Raw genomic sequence first — 14,354 nt, forward strand, 5'->3', positions numbered from 1 at the left:
ATCCGCGTCTCTTCTCACAGCCGAAGCTCGGCGACCGAGCGGCGCGATCAGTACCAGTTGACGGACTGCGAGTGACCCCACGCGGCGCACGGCGAGCCGTACGAGCGCGAGATGTAGTCCAGGCCCCAGGCGATCTGGGTGGCCGCGTTGGTCTGCCAGTCGGCGCCGAAGCTCGACATCTTGTTGCCGGGAAGGGACTGCGGGATGCCGGTGGCGCCGCCGTTGTTGTTGTAGGCCTGGTAGTTCCAGCCCGACTCCTTGTTCCAGAGCGACTCCAGGCACGAGAACTGCCCGTCGCCCCAGCCGTACTTCGAGGCGGCCATCTGACGCGCGGTCGCCTTGGCGCCGTCCGGGGTGTTCGCGGCCGCGAGTGCGGCGGCAGCGGCCTCGGCCTGGCGCTGCGCCTCGGCTGCGGCGGCGGCCGCCGCAGCGGCGGCGTCATCCGCGGCCTTCTGGGCCTTGGCGGCGTCGAGGTGCTCGCGCAGCTCGGCGATGCGCGACGACGTCTGGGCGGTCGCGCGGGCCGCGTCGGCGGTGAGGCCGGGCACCAGGATCATCGGCACGAGGTCGAGCTTCGACAGGCGGTCCGTCGCCTCGTCGAGCGCGGCGGTGTCGATCGAGGTGTCGGGCAGGCCGATGTCGAGACCCGTGGCACCGATGTCATCGGTCACGGCAGTGGCCTCGGTCATCGCGACACGGGCGGCGAGCAGCGTGCTCTGAGCATCGACACGGATGTCGCGAAGGCTCGCCGCGGTGGCCTCGGGTGCGGCGACGGAGGCGATCGCCGACGCGGCGAGCGGGGCGGCGGCGGCCAGGGTGGGGGAGGCGAGCGTGAGGCCCGCCGTGACCGCGATGCCGAGGGCGGCGCCGGCGGCGACGGTGGGAACGAGGAAGCGGCGGCGGCGGCGGCGGGCAGGAGTGAATGACGACTCTGAATGCATGACGAACGTACGATCCTTCGGGTTTCGCGCCGCGGGTATCGGCGCCGTGCACCCTCGGGTCGGGCGCACAAGTGCCCGAGTCTGCCTCATGCCGTCTGGACGACTCCCGGTGTTTTCCTGAGCGAATCGTGGGAGGCGTTTTCCCCGAAAGGCCTGATCCGGGGCACGAGAAGCGGTGCTGACCGCGGAAAAAGAGAGGGGGAGGATGCCGGTGTCCCGGCATCCTCCCCCTCTTCAGGAGCGTGCGTCAGACCGTGCGATGCGAGGCGTAGTAGGCGAGCAGAGCGCGGGTCGAGGCATCCTGCGCGGCGATCGCCGCCTCGTCGCCCTCGATGGCCGGCGCGATCTGCAGGGCGAGCTGCTTGCCGAGCTCGACCCCCCACTGATCGAAGGAGTTCACGCCCCAGATCACGCCCTGCGTGAAGGTGATGTGCTCGTAGAGGGCCACCAGCTGGCCGAGGACCGACGGGGTGAGCGCGGGCGCGAAGATCGACGTCGTCGGCCTGTTGCCGGCGAAGGTGCGAGCGGCGACGAGGGCGCCGGTGGTGCCCTCGGCCTCCACCTCCTCCGCCGTCTTCCCGAACGCCAGCGCCTTGGTCTGCGCGAGGAAGTTCGAGAGGAACAGCCCGTGCACGTCGCGCCCGTCGTCCGACAGCGGGTAGGCGGGATTCGCGAACGCGATGAAGTCGGCGGGGATGAGGCGCGTGCCCTGATGAATCAGCTGATAGAAGGCGTGCTGGCCGTTGGTCCCCGGCTCGCCCCAGAACACCTCTCCGGTGTCGGTGGTGACCGGGGAGCCGTCCCAGCGGACCGACTTGCCGTTCGACTCCATCGTCAGCTGCTGCAGGTAGGCCGCGAAGCGGCTGAGCTGCTGCGCGTACGGCAGGACCGCGTGCGACTGCGCGCCGAGGAAGTTCGTGTACCAGACGTTCAGGAGACCCATCAGCACCGGGACGTTGCGTTCGAGCGGGGTCGTGCGCACGTGCTCGTCGACCGCGTGGAAGCCGGCGAGCAGCTCGCGGAACACGTCGGGGCCGAGCTCGATCATGAGCGACAGGCCGATGGCCGAGTCCACCGAGTAGCGGCCGCCGACCCAGTCCCAGAAGCCGAACGCGTTGTCGGTGTCGATGCCGAAGGCGGCGACCTTGTCGAGCGCGGTCGAGACGGCGACGAAGTGGTGGGCGACGGCATCCGTCTTCGCCTCGTCCGAACCGTCGATCGCGCCGGCCGCCTCGAGACCGGCCCAGAGCCAGTCGCGGGCGAGACGTGCGTTCGTCAGCGTCTCGAGGGTGGTGAAGGTCTTCGACGCGACGATGAACAGCGTCGTCTCGGGGTCGAGCCCCTTCGTCTTCTGCGCGAGGTCGGTCGGGTCGATGTTCGAGACGAACCGCGCCTCGATGCCGGCCGTCGCGTAGGGTTCGAGCGCCGCGGAGATCATGACGGGTCCGAGGTCGGATCCGCCGATCCCGATGTTGACGATGTGGGTGACCTTCTTGCCGGTCGCCCCCGTCCATTCGCCGGAGCGCACGCGGTCGGCGAAAGCCGTCATCGCGGTCAGCACCGACTGCACGTCGTCATCGATGTGCTGCCCGTCGACCACCAGAGCGGGCTGAGCGCCCGCGGGGCGGCGGAGCGCCGTGTGCAGCACCGCACGGTCCTCGGTCGTGTTGATGTGCTCGCCGGCGATCATCGCCGCGTAGCGCTCGGCGACGCCGGTCTCTTCGGCGAGGCGCACGAGGGCGGCGAGGATCTCGTCGGTGACCAGGTTCTTCGACAGGTCGACGTGCACATCGGCGAGCTCGAAGCTCAGCCGTTCGGCGCGGCGCGGGTCGATCGCGAACCAATCACGCAGATCGGGGGCGAACGAATCGCGGATCGAGCTGAGCTCGGCCCAGGCGGACGTGGTGGTGGCATCGACGGGAGCGGTCACGCCCCTAACGTACCCGCGCCGATCGATGTCGTGGTTTCGGGTTGCTCACCGACGGTCCGGTGCGGTTGTGAGGCGCGCGGGGGCGGGCGGGTTAGGCTCCCGGCATGGCGGTGAGTCAGACCAGGCGGGCCCGCGCGGCGCGGCGCCGGGCGCGGCGCGTGGCTGCCGCCGACAACGACCTCACGCTCGACGAGTGGGAGGCGCTGCTGGAAGCCTGGTCAGCGTGCGCGTACTGCGGCACCGAGGCGGGCCCGTTCCAGAAGGACTGCGTGCTGCCGATCTCGCGCGGCGGCCGCTACACGTTCGAGAACGTCGTTCCCGCGTGCCGCTCGTGCAACGCGAGCAAGAGCAACGACGAGGTCACCGGGTGGCTCCGCCGCAAGCGACTCGACGAGCGCGCGTTCCTGCTGCGGCACATCGAGGTGCTCCGCGCGTGGCGCGGAGCGGCGGAGGTGGTCGTCGAGCAGGCCGTGGTCGTCGAGGAGCCGCAGCCGTTGCCGTCCGCATGACAGAGGAAGCGGCCCGCACGATTCGGGTTCGCGCGGGCCGCTGGTTCGGAGGACGGATGCTACTGCGCGGCGTAGCCGCCGTCGACGAGGTGGTAGCTGCCGCTGACGAAGGTCGCGGCATCCGAGGCGAGGAAGGCGACGAGGTTCGCGACCTCCTGCGAGTCGCCCAGGCGGCCGAGGGCGTGCTTGGCGGCCAGCGCCGCCTGCGCGTCGGCGTCGAGGTTGGCGTCGACGAGCGGGGTCCGGATGAAGCCGGGACCGACCGCGTTGACGCGGACGCCCTGCGCGCCGTATTCGAGCGCGGCGTTCTTGGTGAGGCCGACGACGCCGTGCTTCGCCGTGACGTAGGCCGACGACATCGGGATGCCGACCGAGCCGAGCACCGACGAGATATTGACGATGGAGCCGCCGCCGTTGCGGGCGATCGCGGGTGCCTGCGCGCGGGTGCCGTAGAACACCGCGTTCAGGTTGATCTCGATGACCTTCTGCCACGAGTCGATCGGGTACTCGCCGATCGGGGCTGCGGCGCCGCCGATGCCGGCGTTGTTGACCGCGATGCGCAGGGGCGCGAGCGCCTCCGCGGCGTCGACGGCCGCCTGTCCGACCGCGGGGTCGGAGACGTCGCCCACGAAGGCGACAGCCGTGCCGCCGGCGCCCGTGATCTCGGCGACGACCGCGTCCGCGGCATCCTGTCGCACGTCTGCGACGACCACCGCCGCACCGTTCTCGGCGAGAGTGAGGGCGACCGCCCGGCCGATGCCGGATCCGGCGCCCGTGACGATCGCGGAACGCTCCGCGACATCGTACGTAGCCATGATGTACCTCCGTAGGCGGCGTCAGCGCGTGGCGCCAGGTTTTTTCTCCGACATATGTCGGTTACTTATAGGTTAACCTACACCTGTCGAAAAGATTCCCGGAGGTGGCATGGACCCCCGCAAGCAGCGCAGCCGCGACCGCCTGTACGCCGCCGCGCTGGCGCTCGCCGCCGAGCGGCAGATCTCGAGCCTCACCGTGACGCAGGTCGCCGAAGCAGCGGGGGTGCACCGCTCCACTTTCTACGAGCACGCCGATTCGCCGTCCGGTCTCGTCGACGCCGCTCTGACGGCCGAGCTCGATGTGCTGCGCGACGAGCTCATGAAGGACCGATCGGATGCCGCCACCGCCGTCGCCACGGTGACCGAAGGCGTTCTCCGCCACATCCTGCGGCACATCGACATCTACCGCCGCGAGCTGGGGGATGGGGGAGGGGCGCTGCACGCGATGCTGAGCCGCCACTTCCGCGGCACCACCGAGCTCCTGCTGGATCGCGGACGCATACGGCTGCCGCTGACCGCCGACGGTGTCCCGGACTCGGCCGTCGCCGATGCCGCCGCGCGGTTCCTCGCCGACGGCACGGTGGGGATCATCGACGGGTGGCTGCGGCATCCGCGTCCCCGCGTGGAGGACTTCCTGCGCGTCTATCTCGCGCTGCTGCCGGCCTGGTGGCCGCACCGTCCCGCCGTCTGACTCCGCGACCGGCGCTCAGCCGTCGTCGCGCTGCCCGAGCAGCGCGATGCCGTCGACGACTGCGCGATGGGTGGCCGGTGATGCCAGCACGCGGAAGTGCCCGGGCGCGGGCACGGCGATGTTGGTGGCGCCGTCCACCGCGCTGCCCTCCGGGATGTGCGGGTCGAACGGACCGAAGATCGACACGATGCGCCCGTTGATGGAGGTCTCGCGGCCGAGCATGACGATCGTCTCGTCGTCGGGGAGGAATGCCCGGATGCTCGGATCGACGAAGATGCGTGCGCGCCGGGCGCCGGCGAACGGTGTGGCGACCGCCACCAGCCCCAGCAGTCCGAGCGGGCGGGCGGCAGTGGGCGGGGCGGCGGCGGCCGCGGCATCCGTCGGGTCCTCTCCTGCACCCGCCGCCTGCGCCGCCTCCACCGCGGCTCCGGAGGTGATCAGCACGTGCTTGCCGATGAGTCCGCCCTTGCTGTGCGCGACGAGCACGATCCCTGCGGTAGGCGCCGGGGTGGCGGCGAGCGCGCGCTCGAGGCGGTCGGCCGTGTCGGGGATGCTGCGGCGGTTCACGCCGAGTCCGTGGACCACCCGCACCCGGTGGCCTTCGGCCGCCAGAGCGTCGCCGAGGGGGCGGAGGAACGTCCAGTGCTCGTACACGCCGGGCACGAGGTACACCTCGGGAAGGGCGGGGTCGCCCGTGCGCCAGGATGCCGGGATGGGCCGCGGCCGGCCGATGGCCCAGGGCAGCGAGAGCACGGCGAGCTGACGTCGCGCGGCATAGAGGTAGTCGGCCGCCCACCACAGGGCATGCCGTACCGGCGAGGAGCGCGGGGCTGCGCCGGATGCGGCACGGTCGACCATGGTGCGCAGTCTACGAGGGGGGCGGCGCAGCCGTGCCTCGCACGCCCGTGATCGCCGCTTCCACGACGGAGGCCGCGAGGGCATCGACGACGGATGCCGGTTGCCGGCGCAGCGGGCCATGCACGGCGATGTCGGCGAAGCCATGGACCGCCGACCAGCACGCCCACTCGGCGTAGGGTCGCCGATCGGGCGCGAGGGCGCCGGCATCCACCATGGCGTCGAGCGTGTCCATGAGCAGGCCGAAGGGCGCGACGATCTCGTCGTCGAGGGTGACGACGGCGCCGTCCGCATCGGCGTCCTGCGCGAAGATGGCGGTCTCGAACCAGCCGGGTTCCGTGCGAGCGAAGTCGATGTACGCCCGTCCGACGCGGCGCAGGCGCTCGATCGTGGTGGCTGCCGGACCGAAACCTCCCGGCGTCGCGGCGACGCGTGTGGTGATCGCGCCGGCGAGGGCGAGCTGCGCCTCGCGGGCGACGGCCCGCACCAGAGCGTCGCGGTCGGCGAAATGTCGGTAGGCCGCGTTGGGCGACACTCCGGCGGCGCGGGTCGCCTCTCGGAGGGTCACGGCGCCGGGGCCGCCGGTGCGCGCGAGCTGCAGTCCTTCGCGGATGAGGGCTTGTCGGAGGTCCCCGTGATGATAGGTGCGCTCGGGCGAAACCATTGCGTCCTCCCGCCCACGTGTGTACGTTGTGAACATTGCGATGTGAACACTGTCCACATCGAGCTTAGACCCTCGCTCCTCCCTCCCCGATCGAGAACACGCCTAAGGAATCGACATGAGTCAGACGAGCCCCGCTGGGCCCGCCGCCTCCGACGAGGATCTTCACGCGCATCCGGGTCCGCGCACGCTGCGCGCCTTCTACCAGGTGCTCGTCAACACCGCGCTCGCCAACGTGACGAGCAGCTACCTCTGGTTCGCGCTCACGTTCTGGGTGTACCTCGAGACCCAGTCGGTGCTCGCCACGGCGATCATCGGCGGGTCGTACATGCTGCTCGTCGCCGTTTTCGGCGTCGTCTTCGGGGTGATCGTCGATCGCATGAAGAAGAAGGCGGTCATGCTGCTCTCGAGCATCGTGACCGCCGCGGCCTACGTGCTGGCGGGCGCCATCTATCTGGCCGTCCCCGAGAGCGCTCTGCTCGACTGGACCGGGGCGTGGTTCTGGGCGTTCGCCGGCGTCATCCTCATCGGCGGGGTCGTGGAGAACCTGCGCAACATCGCGCTCTCGACGACCGTCACGCTGCTGGTCCCCGCCGACCGCCGCGACCGCGCGAACGGCCTGGTGGGCGCGGTGCAGGGCATCGCCTTCATGGTGACGAGCGTCTTCTCGGGGCTGTCGATCGGCCTCCTCGGCATGGGGTGGACGGTCGCGATCGCCATCGCGGCCACCGGCGTCGCCCTCGTGCACCTGCTGTTCGTGCCCATTCCCGAGCGGGGCGTCGCTCACGTGGAGGGGGCAGCGCCTGCGGGCTTCAGCTTCCGCGGCGTGATCCCCGCGGTGATGGCGGTGCCGGGCCTGCTCGCGCTCATCCTCTTCGCGACGTTCAACAACCTCGTCGGCGGCGTCTTCATGGCGCTCATGGACCCCTACGGGCTCACGCTGTTCTCGGTCGAGGCATGGGGCATCGTGCTCGGTGTGACGAGCTTCGGCTTCATCATCGGCGGGGCGCTCGTGGCCAAGTTCGGGCTCGGCAAGAACCCGGTGCGCACCTTGCTGCTCGTCAACATCGGCATCGCGCTGCTCGGGATGACCTTCGCCATCCGCGAATGGTGGTGGCTGTACGCCCTCGGCATCCTCATCTTCATGGCGCTGATGCCGATCGCCGAGGCCTCCGAGCAGACGATCGTGCAGCGCGTGGTGCCGTACGAGAAGCAGGGACGCGTCTTCGGCTTCGCCGCGAGCGTGGAGTCCGCCGCTGCGCCGGTCTCGGCGTTCCTGATCGGTCCGATCGCCCAGTTCTGGCTCATCCCGTACATGGAATCTCCCCAGGGTCAGGACACCTTCGGCTGGCTGCTCGGCGACGGCGAGGCGCGGGGAATGGCGCTGGCGTTCGTCGGGGCCAGCCTGGTGCTGCTCCTCGTCGTACTCCTCGCCTTCGTGTCGAAGCCGTACCGCGAGCTCTCCGACGCGTACGCCGCCGCGCCGCCGTCGCTGCCCGAGGCAGAAGAGGGAGCGGATGCCGCGACCGCCGACGACAGCACAGTTGCCGCGGTCGGCGAGGGTGGCAAGAATCCGCGCTCAGACCGGCGCTGACCTGGGCGACTGCTCGAAGGCGGCGAAGCTGCCGCGCCCTCGTGCGCACCTGCTTGCCAGTGCGGCGCCAGCTCGGGCTGAGACCGGCGGCGGTCGGATGTCTCGTGTTCGGTGTCTCACTCGGCTGAGGGGGTGGGCGACGGGGTCGGGTCGGTCGGGACGTCATCTGGCGGAATGGGGTCGGGTACGACCGGATCGGGCTGGGTGGGTGACACGAGGCTCTCGTCGCTGTCGAAGGTCATGGGGTCGTCGTACACGCGGACGGTCGTGGTTACGCCCTCCGTCATCACCTCATACTCCTGCCAGGTGAACGGGGGCACGCCGCCGCCTGGGCAACCGATCTGGTCGGGGTCGATCTGCTCCAGAACACTCCGCAGCGTGCGGTACAGATCGCACTCGGCCTCGCCGTAGCCTGGCGGACGCGGCGGCGAGTAGAACTCACCCGTCGCTGGGTCCCTCGGCTGCCATGTTCGGTCGAGGCCGCTCGCGGAGTACGTCGCAAGGGCTGCGGCGGTCAGAGCCGCGGCACGCTCGAACTCTCCACGGCAGAGCGCCAGGCCCGCGTAGTACAGCACGACGTACCGCGGGTTCTGGAAGCCATGAAATACGAAGCCCTCACCCGACGTGTCCTCGAGGTAACGCGCGGCGTCGTCGCAACTCGAGCGCAACGCGCCGTAGGCAGGGCCCTCGTTGTCTTGGGGGCTCGTGTCCGTCGGAGGCAACGCCCACCCGTAGACGACGGGTGCGGTGGGGGGTTCGCCCCCGCCCCCGCCGCCTCCGGCGCCCCCGCCTCCGGCGCCCCCGCCTCCGGCGCCCCCGCCTCCGCCGCCCCCGCCGAGCCCGGAATCGCTCGGCCCGGGCGTGGGATCGTTGCTGGCGGATGGAGCGCTCGGCGCAGGACCAGTGACCGGTGGTGGCGCGTACCCGCAGCCGGCGAGCACGACGACGCACGCGCTCAGAAGGAGGAGCGCACGTCCGGTCGGCGGCAAGGGAGAGGCGCCGTGGCGGCGCGGGTTGTTGTTCTCAGGGAACATCGTCGGCCTCCTCGATGGTGGATGTGTCGGTAGGACACTCGGTGGCGGCGGTGTCTGTGCGCAGGCCGTCGAGATCGCGCACGAATGCGAACCGCAGGTCTTCGGCATCCGCGGGGAGGACGAATATCACTCCGTAGCGCGGACTCCACTCGTCCGATACGAGGAAGTACCGTCCGTTGGTGGATTCCATCAGTCGCAGCCCGCTGTAGTGGTGGCGCAGCTCGGCGTCCGTGCTGATGCATGTCTCGACAACACCGGGTGCGCGGAGGTCCAGGGGGCGGGCGCTGGAGATCTCCACACCAGGCAGCGTCGAGATCCTGGACTCGTACTCTCGCGCGAGCTCGTCCCCCTCGACGACGGCGAAGTTCGCCGCCGACCAGAAGAGGCCGACCGCGACCAGCAGTGCGACGGCGCCGCGGAGGACACCGTCGGCGAGGGGCGTGAACGGGAGCCCGCCGCTGCGCGTGCTGCGAAGGTGCACGCTGTACAGCAGCAGAAGGAGCGCGGTCGCGCAGACGAGCGGAGAGAGGCGGAACGCCCACGGATCGTTGATCCAGCCGACGGCCACGCCCAGTACGAACAGCATGACGGCCACCAGCCAGAGCCACCGCTCTGTCCACTCCAGAACGGAACTCGACGGCTCGTCGCGACGCAGCAGCCGCAGCCGATGATCTGCCCACACCCACAGCAGGCCCACGCCGGCGGCGACCACGGGGATCCAGAAGACGGAGCGGATGCTGCGGCGCACGTAGTCGTCGACGGTCATGCCGAAGATCGCCTCATCCGCTCCGAGCGCGAGCGACATCCGGTCGGCGCGGACCCAGCCGAAGTACACGAGGAGGGCGGTCAGCACGCTGACGTTGGCGACTACGGCGAGGAGCGCCTTCACCATCGAACTCCGCGTCTCGCGGTCGGCCTCAGGCTCGGTTACCGCCGCGCTCCGCCCGCCTGGATCCTCCATGCTGATGAGAGCTGTGGCGCCTCTTGGCTGATACGGCGCGCGCCGGAACGTGCGCGGCACGGACACTTCGCGCCACCTGAGCCTGGCCCGCCGGGGCGGGCGCATTCTGGCACCACCAGTGGCAAGGAGGGCGCCGCGGAGCTGTGTCGGTCCGCCCGAACATCGGGAGTCAGAAGCGGGTGAAGCCCGCGGTGGCCGCCTCATCTGGACGGCCGGGATAGACGTCCAGCGCGAACGTCTCCGTGTCGATGGCGATCGTGAGGAGCGTCGTCCACTGGTCCACGCGAGGCAGCGCGGGGTCCGGCGTCATGCACACCGGTGCGTCGGCGCCCAGGCCTCCGCAGACAGCGAGTGCCCGCGCAGTCGGGTCAGGGCCCGTCAGCCGCCCGCGCACGGTATCGAGGTGCGCGTACCGCGCCCGCGTCGTCGAGTCGTTCGGCACCGTGTCGCCGGACGACAGGCGGGCGTCGAGGAAGTGATTGGTGTGGAGCAGCCAGCCGTCCGCCGCGGGACCGACGACGCCGAGGCCGGCGGGGGAGAGCTCGAGCGAGGCGGCACGAGAACCGGCGGGACCGGTCTCGAAGACGGTCAGCACCGTCGAGGCGCTCACCGTCGCGCTCGCCGCGATGCGACGCGCGTCCTCGATCGATCGCGCTTCATCCAGCACGCGCCGTGCGATCGCGTGGACCGGTACGCCGCCCGCGTCCGAGTCCGACACGTGGGAGAGGATGTTGAAGTGCAGGCCCAACCCGGCGCTGTTCACACCGATCTTCGCCGCGGTGCCGAACTCGGTGAACAGCTTCACGTCGAGGCCTGCGTCTGATGGGAACTCCCACAGCAGCCCCTCGGGCGTCAGGAAGTCGTGCCAGTCCCACGTCTGGATCGACTCGGCGGGCTGACCGGGGCCGACGTGGACGGCGGTGGAGCACTCGCCCTCGGTGCGCGGCGGAGCCGCCGCCAGGATCTCCGTGCGCGCGCCCACGGCTGCGAGCCGCCAGCGTTCGAGCTGCGCCGCATCGGCTATGGCGTCGGCTTCGGCCGCGAGCTCGGGAGCCCACGCCGTGAGGGCTGCGCTGCTGCGCTCTGCAATGCCGCGCACTTCACCGGAGGGAACGCCGAGTTCGGCGAAATGCGCGAGGTACAGCGCCGCCGTGCGCTGGAACTGCGGTGCGAACGCCGCCCCGAGCTCGCGGCCTCGCGCGACCGGGTCCCGCGAGGTCGACGCTGCGGTGCGGAGCTGCATGGCGGTTCCTTCGGACGGGCAGGGGCGCGGGTGCGCCCTTCGTGGCGATTCTGCCCCGGAACGCCGCGATGCGCGCGGCCGCTGCGGATCAGAGCTCGGGCGTCCGCGGGGGAGCGGTCCGGCGCGCGCGGAGCGCCTCGAAGGCGGCGGCCCAGGCGAGCAGCTCGGGGTCGCTGTACGCGCGCCCGGCGACCGTCAGGCCCACCGGCATCCCGATGTCCGGCATCGTCCCCATCGGAACGGTGACCGTCGGCACGCCCAGGTGCCGCATCGCGAGGTTGCCGTTGGCGACCCACACCCCGTTGCGCCAGCCGAGATCGGCGGACGCCTCGTTCACGTCCATGTCGGCGGGGCCGACGTCGGCGACCGCCGGGAAGACCACCGCGTCGAGGCCGAGTTCCGACATCCATTCCTCCAGGTCGCGGCGGCGGGTCTCTTCGAGCCCGCGCACGCCGCCCTCGATCTCGGGGATGTCGGTGAACGACGCGTACCGGTGCTCGCGCACCTGTGCCGGGTACGTCGCGATGTCGTCGTCGAACCCGGTGTAGCGGTCGGGGAGTGCGCCGGGCGGGTGCGGGAAGATCGCCGCGGCGTCGACGTCGTCGAGCCGGTGGAGGGCCGGGTCGCCGTTCGCACGCAGGAAGTCGTCCCACGCCCACGCCGACAGGTCGACGATCTCGCGATGCAGGAACTCCGGGGTCACCAGGCCCCGCGTCATGATGGTGGGGGCACCAGGGCGGTCTCCCTCGTAGTTCGTCACGAGCGGGAAGTCGACTTCCACGACCTCGGCGCCCGCGGACTCGAGATCGCGGCGCGCCGTCTGCCACAGCGCGATGACGGATGCGCGGGTCTCGACGCGCGTGCCCGTCGGTCCGCCGATGCCGCCGTCCGGGTTCGTGCCGGCGTCGGCGTCGGCGTTGACGTACATCCGGGGCACGCCGAAGCGGCGGCCGGCGAGCGTCGCGCGGGCGTTGTCGGCGTCGCCCGAGCCGAGCGCGGGGAACGAGGCGGGACGCGTGGCCGCGGCATCCGGAATCGGGATCCACGGCTGTGCGCGCCAGAAGTCGCCGCGCGTCTCGGGATCGCGGGCGACGAGCACATCGAGGATCTCGAGCATGTCGGCCATCGTGCGCGTGTGCGGCACGACGACATCCATCGTGGGCACGAGCGGCCAGTTGCCGCGCACCGAGATCACCCCGCGCGAGGGCGTGTACGCACACAGCGCGTTGTTCGACGCGGGTGCTCGGCCGCTCGACCAGGTCTCCTCGCCGAGTCCGAAGGCGGCGAACGACGCGGCGGTCGCGGTGCCCGAGCCGTTCGACGAGCCGGATCCGAACGCCGACGTCAGGAAGTCGGCGTTGTACGGACTCTCGGCGCGGCCGTACAGCCCGCGCTGCATGCCACCGTTGGCCATCGGGGGCATGTTGGTGAGTCCGATCAGCACGCAGCCGGCCGCGCGCAGCCGCTCGATCGAGAACGCATCGCGCTGGGCGACGAGGTCGGCGAACGCGGGCGAGCCGGCCGCCACGGTGAGTCCCTTCGCGAGGAACGAGTCCTTCGCCGTGTACGGGATGCCGTCGAGCGGCCCGAGCGTGCGGCCATCGGCTCGACGAGCATCGGATGCCGCGGCCTCGGCCCGCGCGTCGGGGTTGCGCACGACCACGGCGTTGAGCGCGGTGGCCGTGCCGGGAGCGTCGAACGCCTCGATGCGGGCCAGGTAGGCGTCGAGCAGCCCGACGGCGGTCACCGTGCCGGACTCCAGTGCGGAGCGCAGCTCGGCGATCGTCGCTTCCACGACGGGGAAGTGGCGGGTCATAGGTCAGCTCCGTGTTCGGTGCGCTTCGTCTCGCTCGTTCCTCGCTCGCTCAGCGACCGGGTGGTCTCGCTCGTTCCTCGCTCGCTCAGCGACCGGGTGGTCTCGCTCGTTCCTCGCTCGCTCAGCGACCGGGTGGTCTCGCTCGTTCCTCGCTCGCTCAGCGACCGGTGGGAGGTCGCTGCGGGAGCGAGTGCCTGCGGCTGGATTCCGGTCGCTGAGCGAGGGAGCGCCAGCGACCGAGACGAAGCGCTCATCGGGTCACCGCCGGCTGCTGCTGGGTGATGCAGTGGATGCCGCCGCCGCCCGCGAAGATCTGGCGGGCGTCGACCGTCACGGCGCGCCGCCCGGGGTAGGCGGCCTCGAGGATGTCGCGCGCCTGCGCGTCCGCGCGCTCCTCGCCGAAGCCGCACGCGATCACGCCGCCGTTGACGACCAGGTGGTTGACGTAGCTGTAGTCGACGAAGCCCTCGCCGTCGCGCAGCGTCTCGGGTGCGGGCAGGTCGATGATCTCGAAGGCGCGGCCCGCGGCATCCGTCTGCTCCGAGAGGAAGGTGCGCAGCTCGCGCGATACGGCGAAGTCGGGATGCTGCGGATCCTGCTGAGCGTGCAGCAGCAGGCGGCCGGGAGTGGGGATCGTCGCGACGATGTCGACATGCCCGTTCGTGCCGAAGTCGTCGTAGTCGCGGGTGAGGCCGCGCGGCAGCCAGATGACCTTCGTGGCTCCGATCGTGCGGTGAAGCTCCGCCTCGACGCGGGCCTTGTCGGCGAAGCGGTTGCGGCGCGGGTCGAGCTGCACGGTCTCGGTGACGAGGACCGTGCCTTCGCCGTCGACGTGGATGCCGCCGCCCTCGTTCACGAGCAGGGAGCTGACCACTTCGGCTCCCACCAGCCCGGCGGTGAAGCGGGCGTGCTCGGCGGCCTTGGTCCACGACGCCCACTCGGGGGCGCCCCAGCCGTTGAACACCCAGTCGACCCCGCCGAGGACGCCCGGGCGCTCGTCGTCGACGACGAACGTGGGCCCGTGGTCCCGGAACCAGAACTCGTCCACGGGGGTCTCGACGATCTCGATGCCCGAGTCGAGCATGCGACGTGCGCGCCCGGCCCTCGACGGATCGACCAGCATCGTGACCGGCTCGAAGTCGGCGACGGCGTTCGCGACGGTGCTCCACGCCGCGTAGAAGCGCTCCTGCTCGGCCGGATCGTCGCCGAGGGTCGGACCCTCGTTCGGGAACGCCATCCACGTGCGCTCGTGGGGATCGCCTTCATGCGGCATCCTCCAGGCCATCGTCGCCCTCGTCTCTGCG

The 14,354-nt window shown here is 71.0% G+C and carries 13 protein-coding genes; 3 read left to right on the plus strand and 10 right to left on the minus strand.

The features are described from left to right. Positions 1–47: 47 nt before the first annotated feature. Together NCG93_RS17170 and pgi are read right to left on the minus strand one after the other, a co-directional pair. Entirely contained in the window at positions 48–941 is an 894-nt protein-coding gene (locus tag NCG93_RS17170; RefSeq protein ID WP_194412962.1) for an aggregation-promoting factor C-terminal-like domain-containing protein, read from the minus strand. Positions 942–1,188: 247 nt separating this feature from the next. Beyond that, entirely contained in the window at positions 1,189–2,871 is a 1,683-nt protein-coding gene (gene pgi, locus NCG93_RS17175) for a glucose-6-phosphate isomerase (RefSeq protein WP_194412963.1), read from the minus strand. Positions 2,872–2,975: 104 nt separating this feature from the next. On the opposite strand from pgi, the gene NCG93_RS17180 reads away from it, so the two are divergent. Next, the gene (locus tag NCG93_RS17180) at positions 2,976–3,380 is read left to right on the plus strand and encodes an HNH endonuclease (RefSeq protein ID WP_194412964.1); all 405 of its coding nucleotides are present in this window, start codon (positions 2,976–2,978) and stop codon (positions 3,378–3,380) included. Positions 3,381–3,439: 59 nt separating this feature from the next. Here the strand turns inward: NCG93_RS17180 and NCG93_RS17185 are convergent, their stop codons facing one another. After that, positions 3,440–4,195: an SDR family NAD(P)-dependent oxidoreductase gene (locus NCG93_RS17185; RefSeq protein WP_194412965.1), complete on the minus strand. Its 756-nt coding sequence runs from the start codon at positions 4,193–4,195 to the stop codon at positions 3,440–3,442. A gap of 109 nt (positions 4,196–4,304) precedes the next feature. On the opposite strand from NCG93_RS17185, the gene NCG93_RS17190 reads away from it, so the two are divergent. Beyond that, on the plus strand, positions 4,305–4,886 hold the full coding sequence (locus NCG93_RS17190; protein WP_194412966.1) for a TetR/AcrR family transcriptional regulator: 582 nt from the start codon (positions 4,305–4,307) through the stop codon (positions 4,884–4,886). A 15-nt stretch (positions 4,887–4,901) separates the two neighbouring features. On the opposite strand, the gene NCG93_RS17195 is transcribed toward NCG93_RS17190, so the two are convergent. Beyond that, positions 4,902–5,744: an esterase/lipase family protein gene (locus NCG93_RS17195; protein ID WP_194412967.1), complete on the minus strand. Its 843-nt coding sequence runs from the start codon at positions 5,742–5,744 to the stop codon at positions 4,902–4,904. A 10-nt stretch (positions 5,745–5,754) separates the two neighbouring features. Next, positions 5,755–6,405: a TetR/AcrR family transcriptional regulator gene (locus NCG93_RS17200; RefSeq protein WP_194412968.1), complete on the minus strand. Its 651-nt coding sequence runs from the start codon at positions 6,403–6,405 to the stop codon at positions 5,755–5,757. A gap of 115 nt (positions 6,406–6,520) precedes the next feature. Here NCG93_RS17200 and NCG93_RS17205 point away from each other — a divergent pair, with 115 nt between their 5' ends. Further along, the gene (locus tag NCG93_RS17205; RefSeq protein WP_284444965.1) at positions 6,521–7,996 is read left to right on the plus strand and encodes an MFS transporter; all 1,476 of its coding nucleotides are present in this window, start codon (positions 6,521–6,523) and stop codon (positions 7,994–7,996) included. Between the two features lie 116 nt (positions 7,997–8,112). Here the strand turns inward: NCG93_RS17205 and NCG93_RS17210 are convergent, their stop codons facing one another. The 5 genes from NCG93_RS17210 to NCG93_RS17230 form a co-directional block, all read right to left on the minus strand. Continuing rightward, positions 8,113–8,718, minus strand: a complete 606-nt coding sequence (locus tag NCG93_RS17210; RefSeq protein WP_194412969.1) for a hypothetical protein — start codon at positions 8,716–8,718, stop codon at positions 8,113–8,115. 301 nt (positions 8,719–9,019) lie between these two features. Then, a complete protein-coding gene (locus NCG93_RS17215; RefSeq protein WP_194412970.1) occupies positions 9,020–9,922 on the minus strand; it encodes a hypothetical protein in 903 nt (300 codons plus the stop codon). A gap of 238 nt (positions 9,923–10,160) precedes the next feature. Then, the gene (locus NCG93_RS17220; RefSeq protein ID WP_194412971.1) at positions 10,161–11,234 is read right to left on the minus strand and encodes a C45 family autoproteolytic acyltransferase/hydrolase; all 1,074 of its coding nucleotides are present in this window, start codon (positions 11,232–11,234) and stop codon (positions 10,161–10,163) included. Positions 11,235–11,322: 88 nt separating this feature from the next. Beyond that, positions 11,323–13,050: an amidase gene (locus NCG93_RS17225; RefSeq protein WP_194412972.1), complete on the minus strand. Its 1,728-nt coding sequence runs from the start codon at positions 13,048–13,050 to the stop codon at positions 11,323–11,325. A 250-nt stretch (positions 13,051–13,300) separates the two neighbouring features. Next, on the minus strand, positions 13,301–14,335 hold the full coding sequence (locus NCG93_RS17230; RefSeq protein WP_194412973.1) for an agmatine deiminase family protein: 1,035 nt from the start codon (positions 14,333–14,335) through the stop codon (positions 13,301–13,303). Positions 14,336–14,354 lie beyond the last annotated feature (19 nt).

The sequence above is a fragment of the Microbacterium yannicii genome, from assembly GCF_024055635.1.
Classification (GTDB): Bacteria; Actinomycetota; Actinomycetes; order Actinomycetales; family Microbacteriaceae; genus Microbacterium; species Microbacterium yannicii.